The sequence below is a fragment of the Psychrobacter sp. bablab_jr014 genome (assembly GCF_016464015.1).
Lineage (GTDB): Bacteria > Pseudomonadota > Gammaproteobacteria > Pseudomonadales > Moraxellaceae > Psychrobacter.
The window spans coordinates 60,299-86,448 of record NZ_JACDXT010000030.1; the positions used below are offsets into that span (position 1 = coordinate 60,299).

Sequence of the window (26,150 nt, forward strand, 5' to 3'; positions counted from 1 at the left end):
ACTGAAACTCGTATCCCCTGTGATAGATAAGACAATAACCCAGCAAAGGATTGACTATGAGTATTTATACTGCCCCACTTGCAGACATGCGTTTTGTATTAACTGAAGTCTTTGATGCGCCGAATTTTTGGCAGCAGCATGCGGCACTTGAGCATGTGGATATGGATACCGTGGATATGATTTTGGAAGAAATGGCCAAGTTCTCCACCAACGTCCTATTGCCCATCAACCAAAGTGGCGATGAGGAAGGCGCAACCTATCATGGTGATGGTGTGGTCAGTACGCCAAAAGGCTTTAAAGACGCCTATCAAGCGTATGCCGAAGCAGGCTGGATTGGGCTGGGTGGCAATCCTGAATACGGTGGTCAGGGCATGCCTAAGATGGTGACTATGCTGACCGAAGAAATGTTGTTTACCACCAATCAGTCGTTTGCTCTATATCCCAATTTAACCGTTGGCGCAACCTTGTGCTTGAATGCTGCCGCAAGTGACGCGCAAAAACAAAAATACCTTGAGAACATGTACGCGGGCGGCTGGTCGGGCACCATGTGTTTGACCGAACCGCACGCGGGTACAGACCTTGGTATCATCAAAACCAAAGCCGTACCTAACGATGATGGCAGTTACCAAATTACAGGGACGAAGATATTTATCACGGGCGGCGAGCATGACCTAAGTGATAACATCATTCATTTGGTACTTGCCAAAACACCCAACGCGCCAGCAGGCTCTAAAGGCATCTCCTTATTCGTTGTGCCCAAATTTTTGGTCAATGACGATGGCTCATTAGGCGCGCGCAACCAGCTTTCCGCTGGTGCCATTGAGCACAAAATGGGCATCAAAGCCTCAGCAACGTGCGTGATGAACTTTGATGGTGCAACAGGCTGGATGGTCGGTGAAGAAAACACAGGCCTTGCCTCGATGTTTATTATGATGAACTACGAGCGCGTGACCATGGGTTTACAAGGTTTGGGCGGTACAGAGCTTGCCTACCAAAACGCGGCGCGTTACGCCATTGAGCGCGCACAAGGTCGCAGTGATACGCAAATTCAAAGCCCCGAAGCGCCTGCTGACGCCATTATTCATCATGCCGACGTGCGCCGTATGCTGCTTAATGCCAAGGCCAATGCCGAAGCCTCTCGCTGCTTTGCCATGTATGTCGCAAAACAGCTCGATACTGAAAAGTTCAGTGACAATGCTGAGGACGCGCAAGTGGCGGCTACCCGCGTGGCATTACTAACCCCGATTGCCAAAGCTTTTTTAACCGATAAAGCCTTTGAAGCGACTGTGGACTGTCAACAAGTCTTTGGTGGGCATGGCTATATTAAAGAATGGGGCATGGAACAAATCGTTCGTGATACCCGTATCGCGCAGATTTATGAAGGCGCCAATGGCATTCAAGCCCTTGATTTACTCGGTCGCAAAGTGGTGCGTAATGACGGCAAATATATGCAGTCCTTTATCGAAGAGATACGCGACTATGTGGCAGCCATGACGAGCGAGCATCGCATTAAAGAGGCGACATTGCGTGCCGCAACGCGTTTGGCAGATTTAACACGTATCGTGGTCGATAATAGCAAAACCAATCCCAGTGATGTGAATGGCTGCGCGGTCGACTATATGCACGCGGCGGGCTATCTGTGCTATGCCTATATGTTTGCGATGATGGTTGAAGCGGCTGATGGCAAGGCAGGCGATTTTTATGAGCAAAAAGCCAAACTTGCCGATTATTTTGCCGCACGCGTTTTACCGCGCCTTTATGCGCACGCCGATATGGTCGAAGCTGGCAGCGCCGTCATGATGAACTTTGATACAGACTATTTTGACAATACGCTTTGAATAAAGACGATAATTGTCGTTATTTATAAAATCGGACTTACTAAGGGCAGCGTAATGACTGCCCTTTTTTGTGCCGATAAGTTATACAGTATTTTTGTACAAAGGCTAGATATTGGTATTTGTTTTGCAGCATATTATGGGAATACTTGACCTAAGATAGGCAAATATAGCGCTAACCCCACTAACAAAACGCTGCAATGTCAATCCTTGGTTATGATTACAATACGCGAATAACATGATAGATATTGCTTAGATGAGATGTCATGTTATGATTTTCGCTCCTATCTTACTAGAACGATAAAGGGTACGCTGTGTCAGATATAAAACGCATTTTGCAACAGATTACTGCGTTGAGTGAGGTGCCTGAGGCATCAGTACTTAAGCTTTTGATTGATACGCTGCGTGCAACGGATAAAGAGCCTGCACTTGCCAATCAAAACATTCAAGCGCTGATTGATATTCTGCGCCAGCACCCTGAATACGCACGCGGACTCTCGAGCTTCGTCTTGACGTTAATCATTCAATACCGTCAGATTAACTTGTATACCGATACAGGCATCATGTCTGATCAGGGGTTTTTTAGCAGTCTACGTCGTTTGGTAGGACATCGGTTTTTGCCCTTATTACCGCAAGACGACTCCGTGGTTGAGCTGATTGGCTATCTGTTCCCAAGTCGTCAAGACGAGCGCTGGCTGGCTCATATTGACAGCCAAAAATGGGACGCGCTTGTCGAGCTATTGCACGTCGATGAGGCGCATTTGCATCTGGTTGCGACAGTCAAAAACAGCATCTTAAACGCCATCGTGATTTTATCTTATCGTATCAGTGGTTTGGGTTTGCATCCTGATCTGATGGAAGCGTATCCGCAGATTTTGAACTACTCAGCGGCCTTTGTCGCACAAAACCAAGAAGCGGTGTTGTTCGTCAATCAGTATCGTCAAGCGCACGAGCTGGACACGCTAACTGACATTACGCCTGCGCAAGCGGTTGATTCTGCGCCGCTGTTCGTTATGCTCGAGCAGTGTGAAGACATCGTCGCAACCGTACGCAAGCGTATTTACAAAACAGGTATTTCGATTCGTCTGACCAATATGATGCTGCGTCTTGACCAAAGCCTGCGCCGTATGCGCGTACTGACGGAGCTGGTCGCTGACACAGGGGATAGGCGCGACAAAGCGCTGATTGAGCTGATTCAGACGCTCATCTTGACCGCCAATAGGCGTTATAGTATCGGCTATTTGATTGATAACAATACCAAACTGCTCTCACGCAAAGTCACCGAAAACGCCAGCCGTGTGGGCGAGCATTACATCAGTACCGACAGACGCGGCTACCAAAAGATGTTTAAAAAAGCATCCATTGGCGGCTTTTTTATTGCCTTTATGGCAACGACCAAAATCCTATCTTACGAGTTGGCACTTGCGCCGATGGGTCGCGCCTTTATCAACAGTATGATTTATGGCTGCGGCTTTGTGTTTATTCATATTGTGCATGGTACCGTTGCGACCAAGCAGCCCGCGATGACGGCAGCAGCGATTGCCTCGACCATCTCTGAAGGCTCGGGAAAAAAATCACATCAGCTTAATAAACTCTCTGAGCTGGTGGTCGATATTTTGCGTACCCAGTTTGTGGCAATCATGGGCAATATCATGCTGGCGATGCCTGTAGCGCTACTGATTTCACTGGCGTGGCTACAATACACAGGCGCGCCGATGATTGATGCAGACAGAGCCGCGCATCTATTACATGACCTTGACCCTTTTCATTCACTAGCGCTGCCCCATGCGGCGATTGCAGGGGTTTATCTGTTTTTATCGGGCTTGATTGCAGGCTATTATGACAACCTTGCGGTGTATAACAAAATAGGCGAACGTATCCGCCGTCACCGCACGCTACAGCGTCTGATGCCTGCATCTTGGCTATCACGATTGGGCGGTTTTATCGAAGCCAATCTTGGCGCGATTATGGGTAACTTCTTATTTGGTGTTTTCCTTGGCAGTACCGCGACCATTGGTTACTTATTCGGCTTACCGATTGATATTCGTCACATTGCTTTTGCTTCGGCAAACTTGGCACACGGTCTCTTTAACTTACCTGCGGACGAAATCAGCATTTCTTTAATTTTACTCTCTTTTTTAGGCGTATTATTAATCGGTGTGGTCAACTTGATGGTCAGCTTTAGCTTGGCTTTGTTTGTTGCCTTACGTTCTAAAGAAGTACGTTTCTTCGAATGGAGACGTTTGACGCGGTTGATTATTGGTCATTTGATGAGCCATCCGTTTGATTTTATTTGGCCGCGACCAAAGCCCATGACCTATGCGCGTATTGACAGCCAAGGGCACATGATATTTGAGGACAATTCAAGTCAAAAAAGCAATCAGCCACTACCCAGCAAATATGTCGTCAGACGCCTGTCTGATGTTAAGGTACTCCCCAAGTCGATGCGGGCGGGCGAACGAGTAAAAAATCCCGACACGCCGATACACCATGTAGCCAGCAGAGCGGCAGAAAATGCAGAAAAAGTGGTCGATTTGGACGATGGTTTGGCGAATGAGGTGATTGACGACACGCCAGCTACTTTGGCAGGCGATGATATTGCTTATGATAAGGCAACCAAAACCCTCGGTACGCATGACCAAAAGGCAGAGGAAGCGAAAACAGAAACAAAGGCTGAAGAAGACAAGCATCATTTGCCCAAACCACCAAAGCCACCAAAACTACCCCAGTGATGATAGCTGTAGGTCGTTTCTTAATAAAACCAAGCTCTAAAAAAGCCGATAGCTCTTGTTAGAAGTTATCAGCTTTTTTATACACGATACTGTGTCAACAGCAAGCGCTTTACAAATCTTCAGGTGCAGCGCAGCCTGCTGATGAGGTAAACACTTCACCATCGCTCAAGCGGTAGGCGAGTAAATGATTGCCCCACACGCAGCCACCATCAAGGGCGCGAGCATGCGGCAAATCAACTGTGGCTTCTAATGCTGCCCAGTGACCAAATAACACTTTGCGCTCGCGCGGGACTTGCCAATCAAACCACGGGGCAAAATCGGTCGGCATCTGCTCATCCAATCCTGCGCTAAAGCTAAACTCCAGCTGCCCGTCAGCACGGCAAAGGCGCATACGCGTCAGATAGTTAGCAATCGCCCGCATACGATCAAAACCATGTATCGTATCCTGCCAAACATCCGCTTGTTTTCGATATAAATTTGGTAGCAGACGGTCGAGCTGCGTCAGACTGCTTTGTAATTGACGCTCTAGCTCGCGCGCATAGCCTGCGGCATCAGCAATCTGCCAATGCGGTGGAATCCCCGCATGAACGAGCACAGTCTGCGCGTCAGGGTATGCCAATAGCGGCTGATGACGCAGCCAGTTGAGCAAATCGTCACAATCTGGCGCATCAAAGATGGGTGCAGTTTTGTCCTTTTTTTTGAGCTTGGTCGCGCCGCGCCATACGGCAATCAGATTAAGATCATGATTGCCCAGTACCGTCGCCGCCGCGTCTTCTTCACACAAGGACTTAACCAAACGCAATGTGCTTAGAGAATCTTCACCGCGTGCGACCAAATCGCCTGCAAACCACAACTTATCTTGCGTTTTATCAAACTCAATCACTTCTAGTAAGGCTTGAAAGGCAGCAAAACAGCCTTGTAAATCGCCAATGACGTACTGGTGCCGAAAACTCATAATGCCTCAATCAAACTGGTCTGTGTGGTCAGTTCGTATCGTATAAAATGAATGCTAAAGAAATGTAGACTCACGACAGCATGTCAGACCTTTTAAAACCTCATGCTATCGTCTGATAAAACAGAAATTTATGCTTCTATGCCTGCGCTTTCTATCTGTCCTTTGCTGTAATTACTGAGCGCCACAAAGTCTGCCACACTGAGCGTTTCAGGGCGTGCTTGCGGATTGATGCCACACGCCTCAAAGTCTGATTCATCCAATGTCGGCAGCAAGGTGGACTGCTTAAAAATCGCGCGCAAGGTCTTGCGGCGGTGGTTAAATGTCTCACGCACCACGATAGCAAAATGGTCTTCATCGTCAGCTACGATGGGCTTGGTGGTGTGCGGAGTCAAGCGAAACACGGCGCTTGTCACTTTGGGCGGTGGATTGAACGCGCCTTTAGGGACGGTCAATAGATAATCGGTGTCGCAATAATACTGCATAATGACCGAGAGGCGACCGTAGGTCTTGCTGCCCACATCGGCGGTGATGCGCTCAACCACTTCTTTTTGTAGCATAAAATGCATGTCTTGAATGACATCAGCAAAGCTCAGCAAATGAAACAAAATTGGCGTTGAGATATTGTATGGCAGGTTGCCCACCACGCGCAGCTTGCCCCTTTCCTCGCTATACAGTGCGCGATAATCAACGTGCATGGCATTATCTTTAATAATGGTAAAGCCTTCGTGACTGTTCGCGCCGATGCGGATACGCAGGCTGTCGGCAAGGTCACGGTCCAGCTCGACCACAGTCATCGCGTCCACTTCCGCGAGTAGCGGCTCGGTCAGTGCGCCCATGCCAGGGCCAATCTCAACCAAATTATCATCGCGGTTTAGATGAATGCTGTCCACAATCTGACGAATAATGCTGCTGTCGTGCAAAAAGTTTTGCCCAAAGCGCTTTCTGGGTTGGTGTTTGGCAGCGCGCAGACTGGCGCTGATGGACTGAGCGTCAAACGAGTTTGTGGACATAAAAAATCTTCATCAATAAAAATAACAAGCAAGAATGGTCAAACGGTATTGACCACAGTTCGGGTACGATTATAACACAGCCAAGGAGCAGCGGATAAAGCCATGCACTAGCGGCTATATTGATGTGCTTAAATCATTGGGCGTGTCTGCATCGCCATGTCGTGTGCCATAATGACCGCTTGATATAAGCTGCTGGCGCTGGCGGTGCCCTGCCCTGCCAAATCAAGCGCCGTGCCGTGATCGACCGAGGTGCGAATATAAGGCAGTCCTAAGGTTAAATTGACCGTATCGCCAAAGCCATGTGATTTAAGCACAGGCAAACCTTGGTCATGATACATGGCAATCACCGCATCGCAGTGCTCTAGATGGCGCTTGGTAAATAAAGTATCGGCTGGCATCGCAAGCGAAATATCCACGCCCATATCAATGAAGCGCTGCAACACAGGATTGATCACGCGAATTTCTTCTTCACCCAAATGTCCGCCCTCGCCTGCATGTGGATTGAGTCCACATACCAGCACACGTGGATTGGCAAGACCAAATTTTTGCCGCAAATCATTGAGCACAATCTCTACCGTGCGCTCGACATTCTCAGCAGTGATTGCCGCTGGCACATCTTTTAATGGCAGATGCGTGGTCACAAGCGCCACGCGCATGGCAGGATTGGCAAGCATCATCACCACCTTATCACAGCCACTTTTTTGCATAAAAAACTCAGTATGCCCGCTAAACATTGAACCATCGAGCAAGCGCAATCCTGCATCAATCAGCGCCGACTTTTGCAGCGGTCCTGTGACGATACCCGCCACGCGCTGGGTCATCGCCAGCTGATGCGCGAGCTGTAACTGCGTCAGTACCATCGAAGCGTTTTCAACCGCGATTTGCCCCTCGACCACAGGCACGGCGCACGGCACATTAATGACCACAAACGCATCGTCTGCTTCTTTATCGACAAACCCTGCGTCAATCTCTTCTAGATTAATCGTCGGGTGCAAGGTTGGAGTGACGACCTGCCACTTTAATCCATGCGTCAGCGCGCCAATGGACAGCAGTCTATCTGCACGTGCTTTTAATACTTGCGCGTCTGCCAAGACCCAAATGGGGCGTCCTAGTGCGCTTAACTCTCCCGTTTGTGCCAGCATCAATACGATGTCCATACCGATGCCCGCAGGCTCACCTGTTGTGATGACTAGCGGCTTTGCTCTCATAAATGCTTCTCCTAAATAGAGGGTTTTAATTTTTTCTTATTGCTATACAGGGTTGTTTTTATAACAAACACGCACAAATTATCTTGTCTTTTTTTGTCTTAGCGCGGCGTTTACTGTTGTTTTTGTTCACAATTCACCCCCACAAAGTGGCCAGCCACGATGACAAATCGAGTGGCAAAAAAGGGCGCAATACAGGCATAATGTGATAGAATCTCGCCTTTGATTGTAGCATCAAAAGCATCCTATTCTGCGCGTATTTTGGTAGGCGCATTGTTGTTGTGGGCATTGCTAGCGGCGACTTTTATGAGCTGCTCTACACGCGCACCGACTCCACTCACTGATACTTGATTTTTAGGCACTCATGGCAGATACCAGCAAAACCGACGACTTACTCAACCAGCAGCCCCCGCACAATATCGAGATTGAAAAGGCGCTTTTGGCATCTTTGATGAGTATTGAAGAGGCGTATGACAAGATTGCCGATATCGTCAGTAAAGACGATTTTTACGCGCTGCGCCATCAGCATATTTTTGATGCCATCGCGCATTTGGCGGCGGTCAATGAGCCTTATGATACGGTCATGGTGCACGATTGGTTAGAAGCGCAAAAACTACTCAAAAGTGCAGGTGGCGACAGCTATTTGGCAGATGTATTGAGCCAAAGCCCTGCAACTTTGTTTAACTTGACCGCCTACGCGCAGCGAGTGCGTGAGCTGTCTACTTTGCGCCAGCTGATTACGGCGGGCAATGATATGCTGAGTCTGGCATATAACCCCAAAGACCAAAGCGTCAGTGACATCCTAGACCGCGTGGAATCGACCGTATTTAGCATCAATGAGCAGCACAACAAGCGCGCTGAGCAGCGCGGTCCTGTGGGCATTACCTCGGTCTTGACCAATGTCGTTGACCAGATTCAGGCGCTCAAGTCCAATCCTGATGGCATGATTGGCTTGCAAACGCCATTTACCGAGCTGAATAACAAAACCCAAGGTCTGCAAGCGGGCGATTTGATTATTGTCGCGGCGCGTCCGTCGATGGGTAAAACGACCTTTGCCATGAACTTGGCAGAGGGCGTGTTGTTCAATGCGGATTTGCCTGTCGTGGTATTCTCAATGGAGATGCCTGCCGAGTCTATCGTGATGCGTTTGCTGTCCTCGTGGGGCGCGATTAACCAGACGCATTTACGCTCAGGTCAGATGAACGAAGACGAATGGGCGAAAATGATGAACGCCATTCAGCACTTGCAGTCCAAGCATTTATATATTGATGACAGCACCGCGCTGCCACCCTCAGAACTGCGATCACGCTGTCGCCGTATCGCCAAAAACCATGATGGGCGCATCGGCGCTATCGTCGTCGATTACTTGCAGCTGATGAAAGTGCCTAGCCTCGATGGTAACCGTGTGGGCGAAATCTCCGAAATCTCGCGCAGTCTAAAAGCGCTGGCACGTGAGCTAAACTGCCCTGTGATTGCACTCTCGCAGCTGAACCGAAGCCTTGAAAACCGTCCCAATAAGCGCCCTATTATGTCGGATTTGCGCGAATCGGGCGCGATTGAGCAGGATGCTGACTTAATCATGTTTATTTATCGTGATGAGGTCTATAATGAAAATTCTGATGTCAAAGGGGTTGCTGAGATTATCATCGGTAAACAACGTAACGGCCCTATCGGTACGGTGCGTCTCGCCTTTGAAGGTCAGTTCACTCGCTTTTCTAACTTAACGCCTGAATATTATCAAAACGCCAACTTTGATGACGATGAGTAACCACTAACTGATTATCCGTCCACTTGTAGTTGTTTTTTGATATCAGCCCGCTCACAGGACATCATTGATGCGTACCGTAACCATCCACCCCGCCGCTATCACCCACAATCTACATCAAGTCAAACGCCACGCCGCGCAGTCAAAGGTGCTGGCAATGGTTAAGGCAAACGCTTACGGGCATGGGGTGGCGGCGGTGTTGCCTGCATTGGCAGAGGCAGATGGTATCGGTGTGGCGATTTTATCCGAGGCGCTAGAGGCACGCGCGCTTGGTTGGGATAAAACCATCGGTCTGATTGAGGGCGTATTTAGCGAAGATGACTGGCATACTGCCATCAAACACGATATCGGCTGCGTGATTCACCATCAGCCGCAGCTCGACTGGGCGCTGGCTACCGTCCCGCCAGCAGACAGCGCGACGCGCACGGTCTGGCTAAAATACAATACAGGCATGAACCGCTTGGGCTTTGATGATGCGGCGTTAATCAGCGCTGCTAACGCCTTACACGCGGCAGGCTATCAGCTGATTTTAACCACCCATTTTGCTAATGCTGATGTCAAAGCGCATCCGTTAAACGCCAAGCAAATCCAGCGCTTCACAGACATGCTCGCCTATTTACAAGCGCACATCAGCGCAGACATTCAAGGTTCTCTGTGCAATTCCGCCGCCATTGTCAGCCAACCTGAGCACCATTTTGATTGGGTGCGTCCAGGCATCATGCTCTATGGCGGCAGTCCTGTCACTGAGGCAAGCGCTACTGACTTGTCCTTGCGCCCTGCCATGACGTTCGCTGCGCAAGTTATTGCCATTCATACCGTGAAAGCAGGCGATGCGATTGGCTATAGCAGCCTATGGACAGCGTCCGTCGATACTCGCGTGGCGCTCATCAGCGTGGGCTATGGCGATGGCTATCCACGCGTGATCGATGCGGAGGCCGAAGTCGTGATTCATGGTCAAACCCAAGCGCACCGCTGCCCAATTCGCGGGCGCGTGGCGATGGATATGATGGTCATTGACATTGAAGCGGCGGGCGATGACATTCGCCTTGGCGATACGGTGACCTTATGGGGGGATGCGCTACATGTCGATACGGTCGCAAGCTACGCGCACACCATCAGCTATGAGCTACTCTGCCGCCTCAGTCCACGCGCCGCACGCCAAATCGCTTAAGCGTATTTTTTCTTTACCAAAATTGGGCGTTTACATTAAAAGTAATTGCGATATACTAAAAGTTTGCTGTCGTCACAGTGCGCCTTCGGTGGGCGCACTTATTCGTTGCGGCCAGCCCCCTTTTATTGATTGAGTTCGACTGCTAGGATTGCTATGAGTTTGCGCCATTTTTTGACACTATCTGACTTAACCAGACAAGAATTACAAACGCTTATCAAACGCGCCAGTGAATTACGCCGTATGCAGCACGCAGGCGAGGTTTATCAGCCTTTCATGGGTCGTACGCTTGGCATGATTTTTGAAAAATCATCGACCCGTACGCGCATCTCGTTTGAGACAGGCATGGGTCAATTTGGTGGTAATGCGATTTTCTTATCCCCCAAAGATACCCAGCTCGGTCGCGGTGAGCCGATTCAAGACTCAGCACGCGTCATCTCTAGCATGGTCGATATCATCATGATTCGTACCTTTGAGCATAAAAATGTCGAGACCTTTGCCGAATACTCAAGCGTGCCAATTATTAATGCGCTGACCGATGAGTTTCACCCCTGTCAGTTGCTTGCCGACATGCAGACGTATTACGAGCATCGCGGCAGTATCGAAAATAAAATCGTAACGTGGGTCGGCGATGGCAACAATATGTGCTCATCCTTTATGCAGGCGGCGAACCAGTTTGGCTTTGAATTGCGTGTCGCAGCGCCGTATGGCTTTGAGCCTGACCCTGTGTTGATGGAGCGCTTTTCGCATTGTGTGAGCCTTGTCGAAAACGTCCAAGACGCGGCAAAAGACGCGAACCTGATTGTCACCGATGTGTGGGCAAGTATGGGTCAAGAGTCTGAGCAAAATACCCGCGCCCGCCGTTTTGCGCCCTATCAAGTCACGCCGTCTCTACTCGATAAAGCCGATCCTGAAGTGGTATTTATGCACTGCTTGCCAGCGCACCGCGGCGAAGAGATTTCGCATGACATGCTCGATGACCCTCGCTCGGTCGTTTGGGACGAAGCAGAAAACCGCTTGCACGCACAAAAGGCACTGATGGAATTTTTGTTAAAAGACAAGATTAAACTGGCGTAACGTTTTAAAAATTTTTGAAAGCAATAAAAAAGGCAATGTGGTAAACGCTGCCTTTTTTTATGTCCAGTCGTGTTTAGCGTCATCCCTATCCCTTAGGTATTAGGCATTAGGGGTAATGGTTTCTACGCCCGCGCTACTCGCTTTTAATACGATGTCCGCACGATTGGCGGCAAAGATACCATTACACACCACGCCGACGATGTTGTTTAGCGTCTGCTCCATGGCTGCCGCGTCACTCACGTCCAAATCATAGGTGTCTAAGATAACATTGCCATAATCAGTGACAAAGCCTTCACGGTACACAGGCTCACCGCCTAAGGCAACAAGCTGGCGGGCGACATACGAGCGCGCTTGCGGCAAGACTTCGATAGGAATCGGGAAGCCGCGTCCGAGCACATCAACCGTTTTGCTCTCATCAATCATGCATACAAACTGCTTTGATGCTGCCGCAACGATTTTTTCGCGGGTCAATGCGCCACCACCGCCTTTGGTTAAGGCAAGCTCAGGATCGACTTCATCAGCGCCATCAATATACACATCAAGCGTGCCTGCGACATTCAGATCCACAATCTCGATACCGAGCGCACGCAGCTTGTCTTCAGTGACTTGAGAGCTGGCAACCGCGCCTGCCAGATTGACACTGGGCAGCAGTTCAATCAGACAGTTGACCGTGCTGCCTGTACCCACCCCAAGAATCATATCGTCTTCGATGTACTGTAAGGCAGCTTTGGCAGCGGCTTGCTTTTGTGCTTGCTGATCACTCATCATAAATCCTTAGCAACATAAAATGAAAAATGCGTGACCATTATAACCAATGACACGCGCATTCCTAGTCCCTATTTTTATTCCGCTGCCATCTGGTGCGCCGACCATCACCAAGTGCGGCAAAATCCGCGCTCAACTTGCAATTGCACCTTGCAAGATGCGCAAAATCAGCATAGGCTAATCTACTTTGTATACGAATTTTGACGCAGTCAAATTTTTATAAAATAAACGTAGCGAGATTGAATGGTATTTTTTGTGGCATCAAAAGACGAAGTCACAGCAAGCAAGAAAAATACCTTTTAATTGAGCGCTGTTATTATGACGTACTGTTTTTATTTAGATTTAACGACACCCCCATTTAATCGCCTTAGGAGTTATTATGCTGTCACGTTGGGTCCGCGCTGTTTTGCAAGCCACTGTTTATGATGTTGCCATTCAAACCCCACTTGAGCCTGCACCCAAGCTAACCCAACGCTTTAACAATGACATTCGCCTCAAGCGTGAAGACTTGCAGCCTGTGTTTTCCTTTAAGCTGCGCGGGGCGTACAACCGAATTAGTCAGTTAAGCGATGAACAAAAGGCACGCGGGGTCATTTGTGCCTCAGCGGGCAATCATGCGCAAGGCGTCGCTTTTTCAGCACGCAAACTTCAGCTTAATAACATCATCGTCATGCCCACCACGACACCTGATATTAAAGTCAGCGCGGTCAGCGCTTTGGGCGGCAATGTGGTATTGCACGGCGACAGCTTTGACGAAGCCAACCGCTACGCCATCGAGCGCGCCGAACGTGAGGGTTTGACCTTTATCCCGCCGTATGATGATGAGCTGGTCATCGCAGGTCAAGGGACGATTGGCCTTGAGCTGACCCAGCAATGGCGCGATGTAGATTATGTGTTTGTCGCGGTCGGTGGCGGCGGTCTTATCTCAGGTATTGCAGCATTCTTAGGCGAAGTTGCCCCGCACGTTAAAGTCGTGGCGGTCGAGCCTGAAGGTGCAGCCTGTCTAAAAGCCGCGTTAGAATCAGGCGAACGTGTGCGTCTGCCACAAGTGGGACTGTTCGTCGATGGCGTGGCGGTCGCACAGATCGGCGAGCTGCCGTTTGACGTGGTACGTCTGTCCAAAAGCGACGGCTCAGGCGCAGTGATCGAGCCCAATGTCGTGACCTGTAGCAATGATGAGGTATGTGCGGCGGTCAAAGACGTGTTTGAAGAAAACCGCAGCATCGTTGAGCCAGCAGGCGCACTTGCCGTCGCAGGCATGAAAAAATATATCAGTGAACACCACTTACAAGGCAAAAACTGCGCGGCTATCATTTGCGGCGCGAACATGAATTTTGACCGCTTGCGCTATATCGCCGAGCGTACCGAGATTGGCGAGAAAAAAGAAGCCATCTTTGCCGTGACCATTCCTGAGCAAACGGGCGCGTTTTTGAACTTTTGCCGCAGCCTGCGTGGACGCAACATTACCGAGTTTAACTACCGCGCCAGCCATCCTAAGTCGCCAGACTCTATGGAACCTGCGGCTATCTTTGTTGGCATTGCCCTAAAAGAAGGTGAAAAAGAACGCCAAACCATCAGCGAGCAGTTGAGTGACAATGGTTATGATGCCTACGACTTAACCGATGATGACATTGCTAAATCACACATTCGTCATTTGATTGGTGGTCATGCCAGCATTGAAAACGAGCAACTGCTAAAAATTAGCTTCCCTGAGCGTCCAGGCGCATTGCTGACTTTCTTAGAAAAATTGGGCGATGATTTTAACATCACCTTGTTTCATTACCGCAACCATGGCGCGGCAGAAGGGCGGGTTTTGGTCGGATTACAAGCAACTGAAAGCAACTCGCGCCAGCTCCAAGACGCTCTACAAGACATCGGCTATGACTGTATGATGGTCACTGACAATATCGGTTATCAATTGTTTTTAAAGTAATTTTATAGCGTTTTGAAGAACCAAACGCTTGAAAGCCGCTGGTGGCAATGCCATATAAAGTGAGGGTCACCTATAAAGATGACCCTCATAAACCATCAGTGAGCAGCTTTACAAAGTGTAAGAGGAAAGCATGGGAAAAAATACCGACACTGCGCCAATCGAGCGTATGCGTATTGACAAATGGCTGTGGGCAGCACGATTCTTTCGTACCCGCTCGTTAGCCAAACAAGCCATCGAGGGCGGTCGCGTGCATCATGCAGGTAGCCGTGTTAAGACCAGTAAAGAGGTTATGGTTGGCGATGAGTTGACCATTCGCCAAGGCTCAGCGACAGCAATGACCGAAAAAACGGTAATCATTACGGCATTGTCTGCTCAGCGCGGCAGCGCACCTCAAGCACAAGCGCTATATACGGAGACGGACGAGAGCGTATCACGCCGCGAATATTATGCCGAGCAACGTAAACTTGCGAACCTTGCACGCCCTGACCATAAGCCCAATAAAAAAGAACGCCGCGATATTCAACGCTTAAAACAGCGGCAAAACTAAATATCCCTGTTACTTACCTAAAATACAATCACTTGTGACGTCATTGTTTAATGATGTCACTTGTCATTTTTGTAGCGAAGCGTTACGCTACGCGCCTTGTAATGATGCCCATGCTTGCACACGTTTTTAATATCAAAAAGGTTTTATTATGCTGACAAAAGCGTCTACGCCCTCCTCTGTCCTCTTGGTTTGCTTGGGTAATATTTGCCGCTCACCGACGGCAGAAGAAATCTTTCGTCAACAAGTGGCGATTGCAGGATTAAAAATCAAAGTGGACTCTGCAGGTACCAGTGGTTGGCATCAAGGCGAGCGTCCTGATATGCGTGCGCAAAAGCATGCCAAAGCCCACGGCTATAACATCAGCAAATTGACCTCACGCCAAGTACAAGCCCAAGATTTTTATGATTTTGATTTGATTTTGGCGATGGACAGTAATAATTTAGACGACTTGCAAGCCATCAAAGACACGTTGACCGATGCTGATCCTGAGGCGCTAGCGCGCTTGGCACTGTTTAGTGAAGAAGACCCTATCTACAGTGGCGCCGATGTGCCCGATCCGTATCAAGGCGGTAGCGACGCTTTTGAAGACGTCATCGATCGTATTGAGTCGAGCGCGCAAGCATGGATTGAAAGCTGGCGCGCCAACTGATGCCAATGCCATCCTATGATGGTGATTTGGGTAGACTTATTTAGGCGCAGGCATTGTATCGTTGTATAATGACCTGCTTGTTTTTTATGTTTATGGGTTGTTTTATGACCGCAGCGCCTTGCCCCACCTTACATACTGATTATGACCTATCACACACCAACACTATGGCGCTGGCTTGTACTGCGCGCCAGGCTGTTATTTTAAGCGACGAGCGTGATCTAGATACCTTCATGGCAAGCGCAGATGCCAATACGCTGCCCTTGTTCGTCTTATCAGGCGGTAGCAACGTTTTACTGCCTAACCAATTAGGAGCTACCGTACTGCGTCCGCAGATGCGCGGCATTGAAGTGACTGCACAGGGGCCGGACTATGTTGATATCGAAGTCATGGCAGGTGAAAACTGGCATGAGCTGGTAGTATATACCGTCAATCAAGGTTGGTATGGTCTAGAAAATTTAGCCTTGATTCCTGGTTTGGTGGGTGCGTCGCCCGTACAAAATATCGGTGCATATGGCGTGCAGCTAGAAGACTCGCTGCAATACGTGCGTGCGTATCACTTGGGCGAGCGCCGCTGGTACACGTTATCTAAGGACGAGTGCGATTTTGACTATCGTGACAGTATGTTTAAAGCAGCGCCCAATACATGGCTGATTACGCGTGTGGGCTTTCGCTTACACACCGACCCTACCCGCGTCCATGCCAACTATGGTGACGTACAGCAAATGGCACTTGCTTACGCCAAAGCAGCAGGACGCGATACCATACACGCGCATGATGTCATGCAAGCCATTATTGATATTCGTCAAAGCAAACTTCCCGACCCTAAAGTCCTTGCCAACTGTGGCAGCTTTTTTCAAAATCCGATTGTGCCAAAGGCGCAGTTTACCGCCTTGCAGGCCGAGTATCCTAACATCGTAGGCTACCCCATGCCCAATGACACTGTTAAGGTTGCCGCAGGCTGGCTGATTGAACACGCAGGACTCAAAGGCCACGGGGTTGCCCCCATTTTAACGCACACCAAACAAGCACTGGTGTTAACAAACCACGCGCCATATCAAGCAACACAGCACGATGTAGCAACAGCACAGCAATACATTGCCGATACGATATACGAAATATTTGCCATTACGTTGGCACGCGAACCCGTTTGGGTAAGTGCCAACGCCAGTATTGGACATACTGAGCATGCCCTCTAAAAGGCTTTGGCGTTACTATTTACGCGCCGCTGAGCGGACAGTTAAGGTTCTTCGTATCATCAATATGACATTTATAATCGGTTTGACGATGATTGTCATCGTATTGGTCAGTCTGTTTACGCCACTCTTTTCAAAAGCCGTGGTATATATGCTCATGCATTTGCCTTTACCAACGATTGATGACGCCCAAGCTGAGCCAAGTGCTTATGTGGTTTTGGGCGGTGGTCTGACTAATGACGAAAACAATCGCACTATTTTGAATGCCTATAGCCTTAACCGTGCGCGAGCTGCCGCTGCTGCCTATCACGACAAGCCGTTCCCTATGGTATTGAGCGGTGCCGAAGCGCCATGGCTCAAAGCATGGCTGATTGAGCATGATGTTAATGACATCATTAGCGAAAATGCCAGCATGAATACCTGTGAGAATGCTCGCTTTACCGCCAAGCGCGCTGACTTACAGCACGTTTATTTGGTCACCGATGGCTACCATATGAACCGTGCGCGGCGCCAATTTGCCTTAAACAATATCAACACCACACCTGTGGTCGCCCCGCTTCCTGTCAACCGAAGCTGGTCTGAACCTGCACACAATCTAACCCATTCACGCCGCGCTGTTTATGAGGTTCTTGCCTATTTGCGCGATATCTTGCGCCCACAGCCCAATTGCCGAAAAGCAACCGATGTCAGTACACGCGAGCTGATGACCCCACGCGGTAAAGCACCAAAACCTGAACAAAGCGATTCTGAGTAAATAAAAATATCATTATTGTCCTACTGTTTGGATCTTACCCAACCACTTAGCAGCGCAGTACCCCATCAAAGCGTCAATTGGCGTATAATGGGGTGAAATCGACCGCTAAGAGGTTTATAATGCTCAGCATCTTTTTACTTATTCCACTCAGTCTCATGTTGTTCGTGGTCGCAATATGGGCAGTGCGCTATGCCGTCAAATCCAATCAATTTGAAGACTTAGACAATGCCTCCCAGCGCATCATCTTAGACGACCGTCAAGAACGCCGCGCTACCATCCAAGCACACGAAAAGGCGCAGCAGACCAGTAGCGACGATGATACCAAAGCATAGTATTACCTGCGTGTTAGGTACTGAACCGAACTCATTGATGGCGTACAGACTGTGGAATACTGCATCAAACGATAGAGGGCGCGTATGACAGCAGCACTATTATTGGCAGCACTATCTATGGGCTTTTTGGGCTCGCCGCACTGCTTGGGTATGTGCGGCGGCTTGGTGACCGCGTTTGGTCTGTCAATGAAAGACACCAGCCCCAACAAGCGCCGCGCTTTGGTCGCCACTTACCATCTTGGGCGCTTAACCAGCTACGCGTTTTTGGGTCTGCTCGCAGGCTTTATTGGCACGACCGCCCTTGCTCCCTTCATGACGGACAATCAGCTGCCGCGTATTTTGCTTGGCTTGGTACTGCTATTCGTCGGTATGACCATGCTGGGCGCGCCATTTTTGGCCAAGCTTGAAAAATTGGGCATGCGCTTTTGGCAATGGTTGTCACCCCTACGCCAAAAGGTGTTTCCATTAACCACGTTTCCGCGCGCGCTGGCAGCGGGTTTGCTGTGGGGTTTTTTGCCCTGTGGTCTGGTTTATGGCGCACTCTTGATGGCAGTCGTCGGGCACAGTGCACCAACAGGCGCAGCGTTGATGTTTGTCTTTGGCTTGGGCACGTTGCCGATGCTCATCGCCACACACAGCACGGTCAACTGGCTACGCCACCATATTGGGCGCTTGCGTTTACGTCAAATGAATGGCGCGTTGATGATGCTTTCAGGCGTTGCTGTAATTGCCATTCCTTTAGCGATGAGCAGTATGCACGGTGGACACGGTCATGGTGGACATGCGGCGATGATGGATGATAGCGCAGCCATGACGATGGACAGCGATGCGCATGCTATGCACCAGCATCACGATATGGACAGCATGAATGATGATATGACAGAGATGCAGCACGATGGTATGCAGCACACCGATATGAATCATAACAACATGGACCACAGCGGTCATGATATGCATGCCAATCACTAACACGAATTAAAAAACGCATACGCCATAAAAAAAGCCGAAGGTCGTCATAACCTCGGCTTTTTTATGGCGTATGTTTTAAAGGTGATATTAAAACCTAAATAAAAATGTTATAGCGTCAAAAAAACGCTCGATTAAATACTATTTTTCTTGCTTGCTGTGACTGCGTCTCCAGATGCTGCGAAAAATAGCCTTTAATCTTGCGCTATCATTTTTAAATTAAAGTGACTATATTTTGCTCTGATAATAAAAAATCCAGTAAGCACCACTCACATTACGCGTCGGTATTGTCGTTGTTTTCTTGCCACTGTGACAGTTTAAACTTGGTATCCAAATGCTTTTCTAAGGCAGGCAAATTAAAGGCATCGTCTTCGCTCACAAAGCTGATACTAATACCCGTACGTCCCGCACGACCTGTACGCCCGATACGATGTACATAATCGTCTGGCTGATCAGGCAAGGTATAGTTGACGACATGGCTAATCTCATCGACATGAATACCGCGTCCTGCCACATCAGTGGCAACCAATACCGACACATCGCCATCTTTAAAGCGCTGAAGGTATTTTTCGCGTTTTTGTTGGATCACATCACCTGAGAGCATGACAACTTTGTGCTGTCCGCGCAGCTTATGATACAGACGCTTGACTTGGTCTTTACGATTGGCAAAGACAATGACTTTATCGACATCGTCATCATTTAAAATCTGATGCAGTGCAGGCAACTTCTCTGCTTCTGTTAACAAATAAAACTGTTGCTCGACCAAATCGCTGGTTTTATGCTCAGGCTCAATCTCGACGAACTGCGGCTCATGCAGCCAGCGATACGCCAAATTCATCACATCTTGGTTAAAGGTCGCCGAAAACAGCAAACTTTGACGGTCGGTGTTCGGTGGCATGCGTCTGACCAAGCGCTTGATGTCAGGGATAAAGCCCATGTCGAGCATACGGTCAGCCTCATCAAGTACCAAGACCTCAACACGGTCGAGATAGATCATGTTTTTGTACATCAAATCAATCAAGCGCCCTGGCGTGGCGACCAAAATATCCACGTATTGACGCTCAAGTTCATGCTGCTGGGTATCGTAATTGGTACCGCCCATGATGCATACGCTGTGCAGTTTGGTATATTTGCTCAGAGCTTGGCAATCCTCAAAGATTTGCTGCGCAAGCTCGCGGGTCGGTGCCATAATGACCGCACGTGGCTCGCCCAGATAGCGCGCCTCATCTTTGGTAAAAGGACGCTTTAGCAATGCTTCGATAATGGTAATTAAAAAGGTAGCGGTCTTGCCCGTACCTGTCTGTGCCTGTCCGATGGCATCTTGGTTTGCCAAGGTGTATGGCAAAATCTGCGATTGAATGGCGGTCAGCTGAGTAAAACCCAAGTCCTGAACAGCGCGCAATACAGGCTGAGATAATGGCAAATCGGTAAATGTCTGAAAGGGACTCAAAAATATATCCTTATGTAGCAACGACGCAATAAGCCTTAACCTTACCAGCCTATCGCTTTGTCATCAATGACGGCATCATAGCCGCCTTACACTGAAAAAGCCAACAATAAAAAAAGCCAAACCTAATACCGACGTACTAATCGGCGAACGCCAATAGTAGCAGATAGGCTTGGCTTACAATATAGCCGCAGTTTATCACAAGTGATGGCTGCTGCGGTTTTGTCATTGCTTATGCGTCGAGCTTGGTCACTTCTTCAGCTTGTAGACCCTTTTGTCCTTCAACAACGCTGAATTCTACCTTTTCGCCATCTTTCAATGAGCGATAGCCGTCGCCTTGAATGGCGCGGAAATGAACGAAGATGTCTTCGCCGCTCTCACGCTGAATAAAACCAAAACCTTTTGAGTCATTAAACCACTTTACAGTGCCTTGTTCACGAGCTGACATAATAGTGCTTCCTAAAAATTGCGTTTAGTCCCAAGTCCTTTTGCAACAAGCAAAACTGGGTACTAACATTACGGGATTAAAATGTAAAAATAATGGACCAAATGCCGTTATTTGAAATACCCGCATTACTGATACAAATATTTCAGATATAAATCATTCAAGTCTACAATGACATTTGCTATTGCCCGTTTGCATACATCGTAAATGTAGCACGCGCTTTTTAGCTTCTCCTAAGCGAGACGACCATGTCCTGCCGCATTCGTCACTGATAAATCAACGTAGGTTGTCATCGCTATTAGCGTCTCAGTAACAAACTTGCAATACTTATTGCTTAAAAAATATCATAGCACGGGTTTTTAGCAACATAAAGCCTTTTAATACAATTTTGACGACTCTTGTCTTTTTCCTATACTTTTCATAACATCGTCTGTAAGCTATGTTTTTAAAGGGCTACGCAAATTTTTTCTGGCGACAGCGACCTGTTTTTTAGCCCCTATTTATTAAAGTTACGAAAATACATCAATAAAGAGTCTTTTATGTCTACCAATACTGCTCCCTCAACGCCCCCATCGACTGCTAATAATGCACAGGCAAAAATACCAAATCGCACGCTGCTGGTGGTCAATGGTCCAAACCTCAATCTACTGGGTAAGCGTGAGCCTGAGATTTATGGGCACACGACCCTTGAGGACATCGAAGCCAACCTAAAACAAAAGGCAGCGGCGCATGATGTACGCTTGATTTTTGTTCAGTCGAACCACGAAGGTGAGCTGGTAGAGCGCATTCAGCATTATGGCTTGCTGGCTGAGCCTGAGCAGCTGGTCGATGCGGTGATTATCAACCCTGCGGCATTTACACATACTTCAGTAGCGCTACGTGATGCTTTGGCTGCCACCAAAAAGCCATTTATCGAAGTACATTTATCCAATATTCATCAGCGTGAGCCGTTCCGTCAGCATTCTTATTTTAGTGATTTGGCCGTAGGTGTGATTTGTGGTTGTGGTCATTTGGGCTATGAGATGGCGCTGGATTATTGGCTAACGCATTTGTATACCGTTTGATAATATCAAAATAGCAATAACCACAGTATAGTAGTGGACAATTGAGGCTCTTGTATTTTTTCTAATTAATGACACGGTGAAAACGATGGCAAACTCTTCCGGAAAACGCTTTATGCGCCTCGCTGGCATGACTGCAAGCATTGCCGGTAAGGCTGCCAAAAACTCCTTGCGTCACTTATCGAGCGATGAAGAAAAACGCCTGCAAGCCCGCTCGGAGCTGATGCAAGACGTGGGGCTACAAATTGCCGAAACGCTTGGCGAGATGAAAGGCGCAGTGATGAAAGTGGGACAAATTGCCTCACAATATAAAGACGTATTTCCGCCAGAGGTGGCAGCGGCGCTTGAAAAACTGCAAAAAGACGCGCCGCCCATGCCATTTGGGCAAATCAAAGCTCAGGTTGAACGCGAGCTGGGTGCGCCGCTTGATACCTTGTTTACCGATTTTGAAAAGACGCCATTTGCCGCCGCTTCCATTGGACAAGTACACAAGGCCACCTTACCCAATGGGCAAAAAGTGGTGGTCAAGGTGCAATACCCTGATGTTGATGCCAATTGCGAGAGTGACCTCAAGCAGGTGCGTATGGCGCTCAAAATTGCAGGCGTGCTCAATATGAGTCGCAAACTACAAGAGCAACTGTTCGATGAGATACGTCAAAGTCTACGCGATGAGCTGGACTACACCAAAGAGGCACAAAATCTAAAAATATTTGGCGCATTTCATGCCGATGACGAGGGACTTATTATTCCTAAAGTGATCAGCAGCCACTCTTGCAAGCGCATTCTTACCTTAAGTGAAGAGATGGGCGACAGTTTAAATGTAGCGGCTACATGGGACAATGCTGTAAAACAGAAAATCGCTGAGCGCCTGTTTCACTTTAGCGCAGGGCAGCTGTTCGAGCTGTATCGTGTGCACTGCGATCCACATCCAGGCAACTTTGCGTTTCGTCCCGATGGCAGCGTCATTGCCTATGACTTTGGCAGCATTCGCAGCTATAGCGATGATGAAGTACAGCTGTTTCGCCGTTTTGCACGTCATGCTATTAAAGGCGATGTGACCGCGCTGGAGCAAGACTTAGTCGCGCTGCATATTCGCCGCGAAGACGACACCGATATCCCTGGCACGTTTTATAAAGAGTGGCTGTCAATCGGTCTGCGTCCTTTATCCATCGAACCTTACCACAGCGGCACATTTGACTTTGCGAGTAGTCAGGTACATCATGAGGTCATTACTCAAATGCGTACTTCGCTAAAATATTTTAATCAGTTTCAGCCTTCAGCTGTGACCATGATGCTGGATCGTACCGTATCAGGTCAATACTGGAACTTGGTTAATTTGGGCGTAAAAATTGACTTATCGCCATTGGTAGCGCGTTATATTGACTAGGGCGTGTCCCTATTTTAAAAATGGTGATAAAAAAGGGTAACAATAAACCGAGCAATCATGGACTCTGGCTCATTATTGATTGTATTTTTTACTTTTTAGCGGCTTGCCTTAAACATGCAATGAATGTCCACAGCGGTCGCAAAAGGTTGCGTTGACCGCATGACCGAATTTACCGCAGTTTGGGCACGTCACAGGCTGCAACTGCGGACGCATGTTACGCGCCAGCTCCGAGGTAAAAATACCTGTCGGCACGGCAATGATAGAATAACCCGTTATCATCACCATTGATGCTATCGCTTGCCCAATAGGCGTTTTCGGCGACATATCGCCATAGCCTACCGTGGTCATAGTGACAATCGCCCAATAAATCGACAAAGGAATACTGGTAAAGCCGTTTTCAGGCCCTTCGACCACATAAATGACCGAGCCAAAAATAGTTACTAGCAGCACCAAGGATAAGAAAAACACTGTGATTTTTTGCTGGCTGGTCTTTAATGCCGATGCCAAAAAACCCGCCTGCTGCATGTAAGCCTTGAGCTTAAGTACGCGGAACACACGTAGAATACGCAGGATACGCACGACGAGCAGGTATTGCACGCCGACGAACACCAAGCTTAAATAACTGGGCAGCACCGACAGTAAATCGACAATACCAAAAAAACTAAAGATATAGCGCAGACGATTGGGCGCAGAAAACAGTCTGAGTAAATACTCAATCGTGAATAAAATGGTAAAGAACCATTCGGCATAAAAAAACAACGTGCCATATTGCAAACGCATATATAGCACACTATCGAGCATCACCACCGCCACGCTGGTCACAATGGCGATTAACAGCACGATATCGAACAGCTTACCCAGACGCGTGTCTGTGCCTTCAATAATAATATGAATACGCTTACGCAAATGCGTGATGGCTTCAGCAGTCGGTTGCTTCATAGCGGCAATAACATCATAAAATCAGCGACAAAAAGGACATACATCGCACGTACGCTGACGATGTACAGATAGGCTTGGATTGGTATAACGGCTCAGAAGTGGTTTATAATATCCGCCACTGCTGATACCGAATATGCGTGAACAGACACAGTGTAGCAAAAAACCGCTGTCAGCAACATACCCAACCGTGAACAGCGCCTCTCAATAATAACAGATAGCAACTATCGCATCCGTGGCGCTGGTTATCTCTCGTGGACGGTCTATTACGCCGCCCCTATTTTTTAAAAGTAGCTCTATAAGTCATGGGCTACGAAGATTAAGGACAGTTTATGGCAGGTCACTCTAAATGGGCAAACATCAAACACCGTAAAGCCCGTCAAGATGCGGTGCGCGGCAAGATTTTTACCAAAATCATCCGCGAAATCGTCTCAGCCGCCAAACAAGGCGAGCCTGACCCTGAAAAAAACCCACGTCTGCGCGCCGCGGTTGAGAAGGCGCTGTCGGCAAACATGACCAAAGACACCATCAAGCGTGCCGTCGAGCGCGGTGCAGGTGGCGGCGATAACGAAAACGTCGAAGAAATCACCTACGAAGGCTACGGCATTGGCGGTGTGGCCGTATTGGTCGAAACCATGACCGACAATGTCAACCGCACCGTCAGTGAAGTGCGCCACGCCTTTACCAAGTATGATGGCAACCTTGGTACATCAGGTTCGGTCGGCTACCTGTTTAGCAAGCGCGGTGAGATTAGCTTTAGTGATGTAGGCCTAGAGGACGACATCATGATGGCAGCGCTCGATGCGGGCGCAACTGACATTGAAAACGATGGCGAAAGTATCTTGGTCATCACTGAGATTGAAAACTTTGGTCAAGTCAAAGACGCGCTGAACGCTGCAGGTCTGGTCTCAGACAATGCCGAGGTGACCATGTCGCCATCGACCAGCGCCGAGATTACCGATATCGATGACGCGCAAAAGGTCATGAAAATGATTGACATGCTCGAAGATTTGGACGACGTGCAAGAAGTCTATACCAACGTGCGCTTCTCTGATGAGGTGATGGCGCAGCTTGAGGGGTAGTTTTAAGGCCTATTTTTCGGCCTATTAAGTAAAATAAAAGAAGCCAAACGCTAATGTTTGGCTTCTTTTGTATTTGAAGCGCAGATCTTTCTTTGAAAAGCTGCTTTATTTTGACTGGTATTCAATCCCTTCAAGGTGAAGCAAATGGCGTTTTTTATCCAGACCGCCAGTGTAACCGCCGAGCTTGCCACCGCTATTAATCACGCGATGACATGGCACGATAATGCTAAAAGGGTTTTTGCCATTCGCTTGCGCCACGGCGCGGTAGGCTTTTGGGTTGCCGATGTCTGCCGCAATCTCGGCATAGCTTTTACTTTCACCATAGTTGATATTGGCGAGTACTTGCCAAACGCGGCGCTGAAACGGTGTGCCAAAGCTGTCATCGAGCACCACAGAAAACTGCCGCTGATTGCCTGCAAAATAGCCTTGTAGCTCGACGACTGCGGTTTGTAAAACGCGCTGCTCAAGCTCATTAACATTGCCAACCTTACCAAGCATATCTATCGGGATAATATCTACATTTTCAGGTTGACACTGATAATGGCGCATCAAGGCGCGTAGTTTTTTATCCTCAGTATAGATGTCATCCAATGCCACCGTTTGCCAATAGCAGCCGACCAGCTTTGCCGTACCTGCCAGCGTGTGACTGATCAAAAGGAGCGCACTGTCTTGCTGTAAAACAGTAGACGCATTGGCATCATGGTCCGATAGTGGTAAACGTGTGATTAGCATCAGATGTCTCCATAAACATTAGGGCGTATTGACCATTCGACCATGGCACTGACAGCGACTATTTTTTAGACGATTCGAGGTTAAAAATAATAAGTTTAGTCACTCTAAGCGCTTATTTTTAACGATGAAGCGGCAAAAAAGAGTCCTGTCCCTGCGGGCTGATGCTAAAATTGC

The 26,150-nt window shown here is 48.5% G+C and carries 23 protein-coding genes; 15 read left to right on the forward strand and 8 right to left on the reverse strand.

The features are described from left to right. Window positions 1-56 precede the first annotated feature (56 nt). Together JIE71_RS08125 and JIE71_RS08130 are read left to right on the forward strand one after the other, a co-directional pair. Complete coding sequence (locus JIE71_RS08125) at window positions 57-1,838, forward strand: acyl-CoA dehydrogenase C-terminal domain-containing protein (protein WP_199508220.1); 1,782 nt, start codon at window positions 57-59, stop codon at window positions 1,836-1,838. 311 nt (window positions 1,839-2,149) lie between these two features. Further along, complete coding sequence (locus tag JIE71_RS08130; RefSeq protein WP_199508221.1) at window positions 2,150-4,567, forward strand: site-specific recombinase; 2,418 nt, start codon at window positions 2,150-2,152, stop codon at window positions 4,565-4,567. Window positions 4,568-4,676: 109 nt separating this feature from the next. Here the strand turns inward: JIE71_RS08130 and JIE71_RS08135 are convergent, their stop codons facing one another. The 3 genes from JIE71_RS08135 to pdxA all read right to left on the reverse strand — a co-directional run bounded on the left by JIE71_RS08135 (window position 4,677) and on the right by pdxA (window position 7,740). Beyond that, a complete protein-coding gene (locus tag JIE71_RS08135; protein ID WP_199508222.1) occupies window positions 4,677-5,522 on the reverse strand; it encodes a symmetrical bis(5'-nucleosyl)-tetraphosphatase in 846 nt (281 codons plus the stop codon). A gap of 128 nt (window positions 5,523-5,650) precedes the next feature. Beyond that, the gene (gene rsmA / locus JIE71_RS08140; RefSeq protein WP_199508223.1) at window positions 5,651-6,532 is read right to left on the reverse strand and encodes a 16S rRNA (adenine(1518)-N(6)/adenine(1519)-N(6))-dimethyltransferase RsmA; all 882 of its coding nucleotides are present in this window, start codon (window positions 6,530-6,532) and stop codon (window positions 5,651-5,653) included. A gap of 128 nt (window positions 6,533-6,660) precedes the next feature. Then, window positions 6,661-7,740, reverse strand: coding sequence for a 4-hydroxythreonine-4-phosphate dehydrogenase PdxA (pdxA, locus tag JIE71_RS08145; protein WP_199508224.1), 1,080 nt, complete (start codon window positions 7,738-7,740; stop codon window positions 6,661-6,663). 361 nt (window positions 7,741-8,101) lie between these two features. Here pdxA and dnaB point away from each other — a divergent pair, with 361 nt between their 5' ends. From dnaB to argF, 3 genes are all read left to right on the forward strand, one after another. Next, on the forward strand, window positions 8,102-9,505 hold the full coding sequence (dnaB, locus tag JIE71_RS08150; protein WP_199508225.1) for a replicative DNA helicase: 1,404 nt from the start codon (window positions 8,102-8,104) through the stop codon (window positions 9,503-9,505). Window positions 9,506-9,572: 67 nt separating this feature from the next. Continuing rightward, a complete protein-coding gene (gene alr, locus JIE71_RS08155; RefSeq protein WP_199508226.1) occupies window positions 9,573-10,673 on the forward strand; it encodes an alanine racemase in 1,101 nt (366 codons plus the stop codon). A gap of 153 nt (window positions 10,674-10,826) precedes the next feature. Beyond that, on the forward strand, window positions 10,827-11,747 hold the full coding sequence (gene argF / locus JIE71_RS08160) for an ornithine carbamoyltransferase (protein WP_199508227.1): 921 nt from the start codon (window positions 10,827-10,829) through the stop codon (window positions 11,745-11,747). 99 nt (window positions 11,748-11,846) lie between these two features. Here argF and rpiA read toward each other — a convergent pair whose 3' ends face one another. Further along, the gene (gene rpiA, locus JIE71_RS08165) at window positions 11,847-12,512 is read right to left on the reverse strand and encodes a ribose-5-phosphate isomerase RpiA (RefSeq protein WP_199508228.1); all 666 of its coding nucleotides are present in this window, start codon (window positions 12,510-12,512) and stop codon (window positions 11,847-11,849) included. 379 nt (window positions 12,513-12,891) lie between these two features. On the opposite strand from rpiA, the gene ilvA reads away from it, so the two are divergent. The 7 genes from ilvA to JIE71_RS08200 all read left to right on the forward strand — a co-directional run bounded on the left by ilvA (window position 12,892) and on the right by JIE71_RS08200 (window position 18,889). Then, on the forward strand, window positions 12,892-14,445 hold the full coding sequence (gene ilvA / locus JIE71_RS08170; protein WP_199508229.1) for a threonine ammonia-lyase, biosynthetic: 1,554 nt from the start codon (window positions 12,892-12,894) through the stop codon (window positions 14,443-14,445). A gap of 130 nt (window positions 14,446-14,575) precedes the next feature. Next, window positions 14,576-14,992 carry an RNA-binding S4 domain-containing protein gene (locus JIE71_RS08175; RefSeq protein WP_199508230.1) on the forward strand — a complete coding sequence of 139 codons (417 nt, stop codon included), beginning with the start codon at window positions 14,576-14,578 and terminating at the stop codon, window positions 14,990-14,992. Window positions 14,993-15,140: 148 nt separating this feature from the next. Continuing rightward, a complete protein-coding gene (locus JIE71_RS08180; RefSeq protein ID WP_199508231.1) occupies window positions 15,141-15,641 on the forward strand; it encodes a low molecular weight protein-tyrosine-phosphatase in 501 nt (166 codons plus the stop codon). A gap of 104 nt (window positions 15,642-15,745) precedes the next feature. Continuing rightward, a complete protein-coding gene (gene murB / locus JIE71_RS08185) occupies window positions 15,746-16,837 on the forward strand; it encodes a UDP-N-acetylmuramate dehydrogenase (RefSeq protein ID WP_228284595.1) in 1,092 nt (363 codons plus the stop codon). Between the two features lie 64 nt (window positions 16,838-16,901). Continuing rightward, window positions 16,902-17,588, forward strand: coding sequence for a YdcF family protein (locus tag JIE71_RS08190; protein ID WP_228284596.1), 687 nt, complete (start codon window positions 16,902-16,904; stop codon window positions 17,586-17,588). 119 nt (window positions 17,589-17,707) lie between these two features. Further along, window positions 17,708-17,920 carry a cbb3-type cytochrome oxidase assembly protein CcoS gene (gene ccoS, locus JIE71_RS08195; RefSeq protein ID WP_199508234.1) on the forward strand — a complete coding sequence of 71 codons (213 nt, stop codon included), beginning with the start codon at window positions 17,708-17,710 and terminating at the stop codon, window positions 17,918-17,920. Between the two features lie 84 nt (window positions 17,921-18,004). Further along, window positions 18,005-18,889: a sulfite exporter TauE/SafE family protein gene (locus tag JIE71_RS08200; protein ID WP_199508235.1), complete on the forward strand. Its 885-nt coding sequence runs from the start codon at window positions 18,005-18,007 to the stop codon at window positions 18,887-18,889. Window positions 18,890-19,160: 271 nt separating this feature from the next. On the opposite strand, the gene JIE71_RS08205 is transcribed toward JIE71_RS08200, so the two are convergent. Together JIE71_RS08205 and JIE71_RS08210 are read right to left on the reverse strand one after the other, a co-directional pair. Then, window positions 19,161-20,336 carry a DEAD/DEAH box helicase gene (locus JIE71_RS08205; RefSeq protein ID WP_199508236.1) on the reverse strand — a complete coding sequence of 392 codons (1,176 nt, stop codon included), beginning with the start codon at window positions 20,334-20,336 and terminating at the stop codon, window positions 19,161-19,163. 229 nt (window positions 20,337-20,565) lie between these two features. After that, the gene (locus JIE71_RS08210) at window positions 20,566-20,781 is read right to left on the reverse strand and encodes a cold shock domain-containing protein (RefSeq protein ID WP_199508237.1); all 216 of its coding nucleotides are present in this window, start codon (window positions 20,779-20,781) and stop codon (window positions 20,566-20,568) included. 536 nt (window positions 20,782-21,317) lie between these two features. Between JIE71_RS08210 and aroQ the strand changes: the two genes are divergently transcribed. Next, window positions 21,318-21,842: a type II 3-dehydroquinate dehydratase gene (gene aroQ / locus JIE71_RS08215; RefSeq protein WP_199508238.1), complete on the forward strand. Its 525-nt coding sequence runs from the start codon at window positions 21,318-21,320 to the stop codon at window positions 21,840-21,842. A gap of 85 nt (window positions 21,843-21,927) precedes the next feature. Beyond that, window positions 21,928-23,226, forward strand: a complete 1,299-nt coding sequence (locus JIE71_RS08220) for an ABC1 kinase family protein (protein ID WP_199508239.1) — start codon at window positions 21,928-21,930, stop codon at window positions 23,224-23,226. Between the two features lie 108 nt (window positions 23,227-23,334). Here the strand turns inward: JIE71_RS08220 and JIE71_RS08225 are convergent, their stop codons facing one another. Then, on the reverse strand, window positions 23,335-24,165 hold the full coding sequence (locus JIE71_RS08225; protein WP_199508240.1) for an ion transporter: 831 nt from the start codon (window positions 24,163-24,165) through the stop codon (window positions 23,335-23,337). A 329-nt stretch (window positions 24,166-24,494) separates the two neighbouring features. On the opposite strand from JIE71_RS08225, the gene JIE71_RS08230 reads away from it, so the two are divergent. Then, window positions 24,495-25,244, forward strand: a complete 750-nt coding sequence (locus JIE71_RS08230) for a YebC/PmpR family DNA-binding transcriptional regulator (RefSeq protein WP_199508241.1) — start codon at window positions 24,495-24,497, stop codon at window positions 25,242-25,244. Between the two features lie 105 nt (window positions 25,245-25,349). Here JIE71_RS08230 and JIE71_RS12530 read toward each other — a convergent pair whose 3' ends face one another. After that, window positions 25,350-25,976, reverse strand: coding sequence for a methylated-DNA--[protein]-cysteine S-methyltransferase (locus JIE71_RS12530; RefSeq protein ID WP_199508242.1), 627 nt, complete (start codon window positions 25,974-25,976; stop codon window positions 25,350-25,352). Window positions 25,977-26,150: the final 174 nt, after the last annotated feature.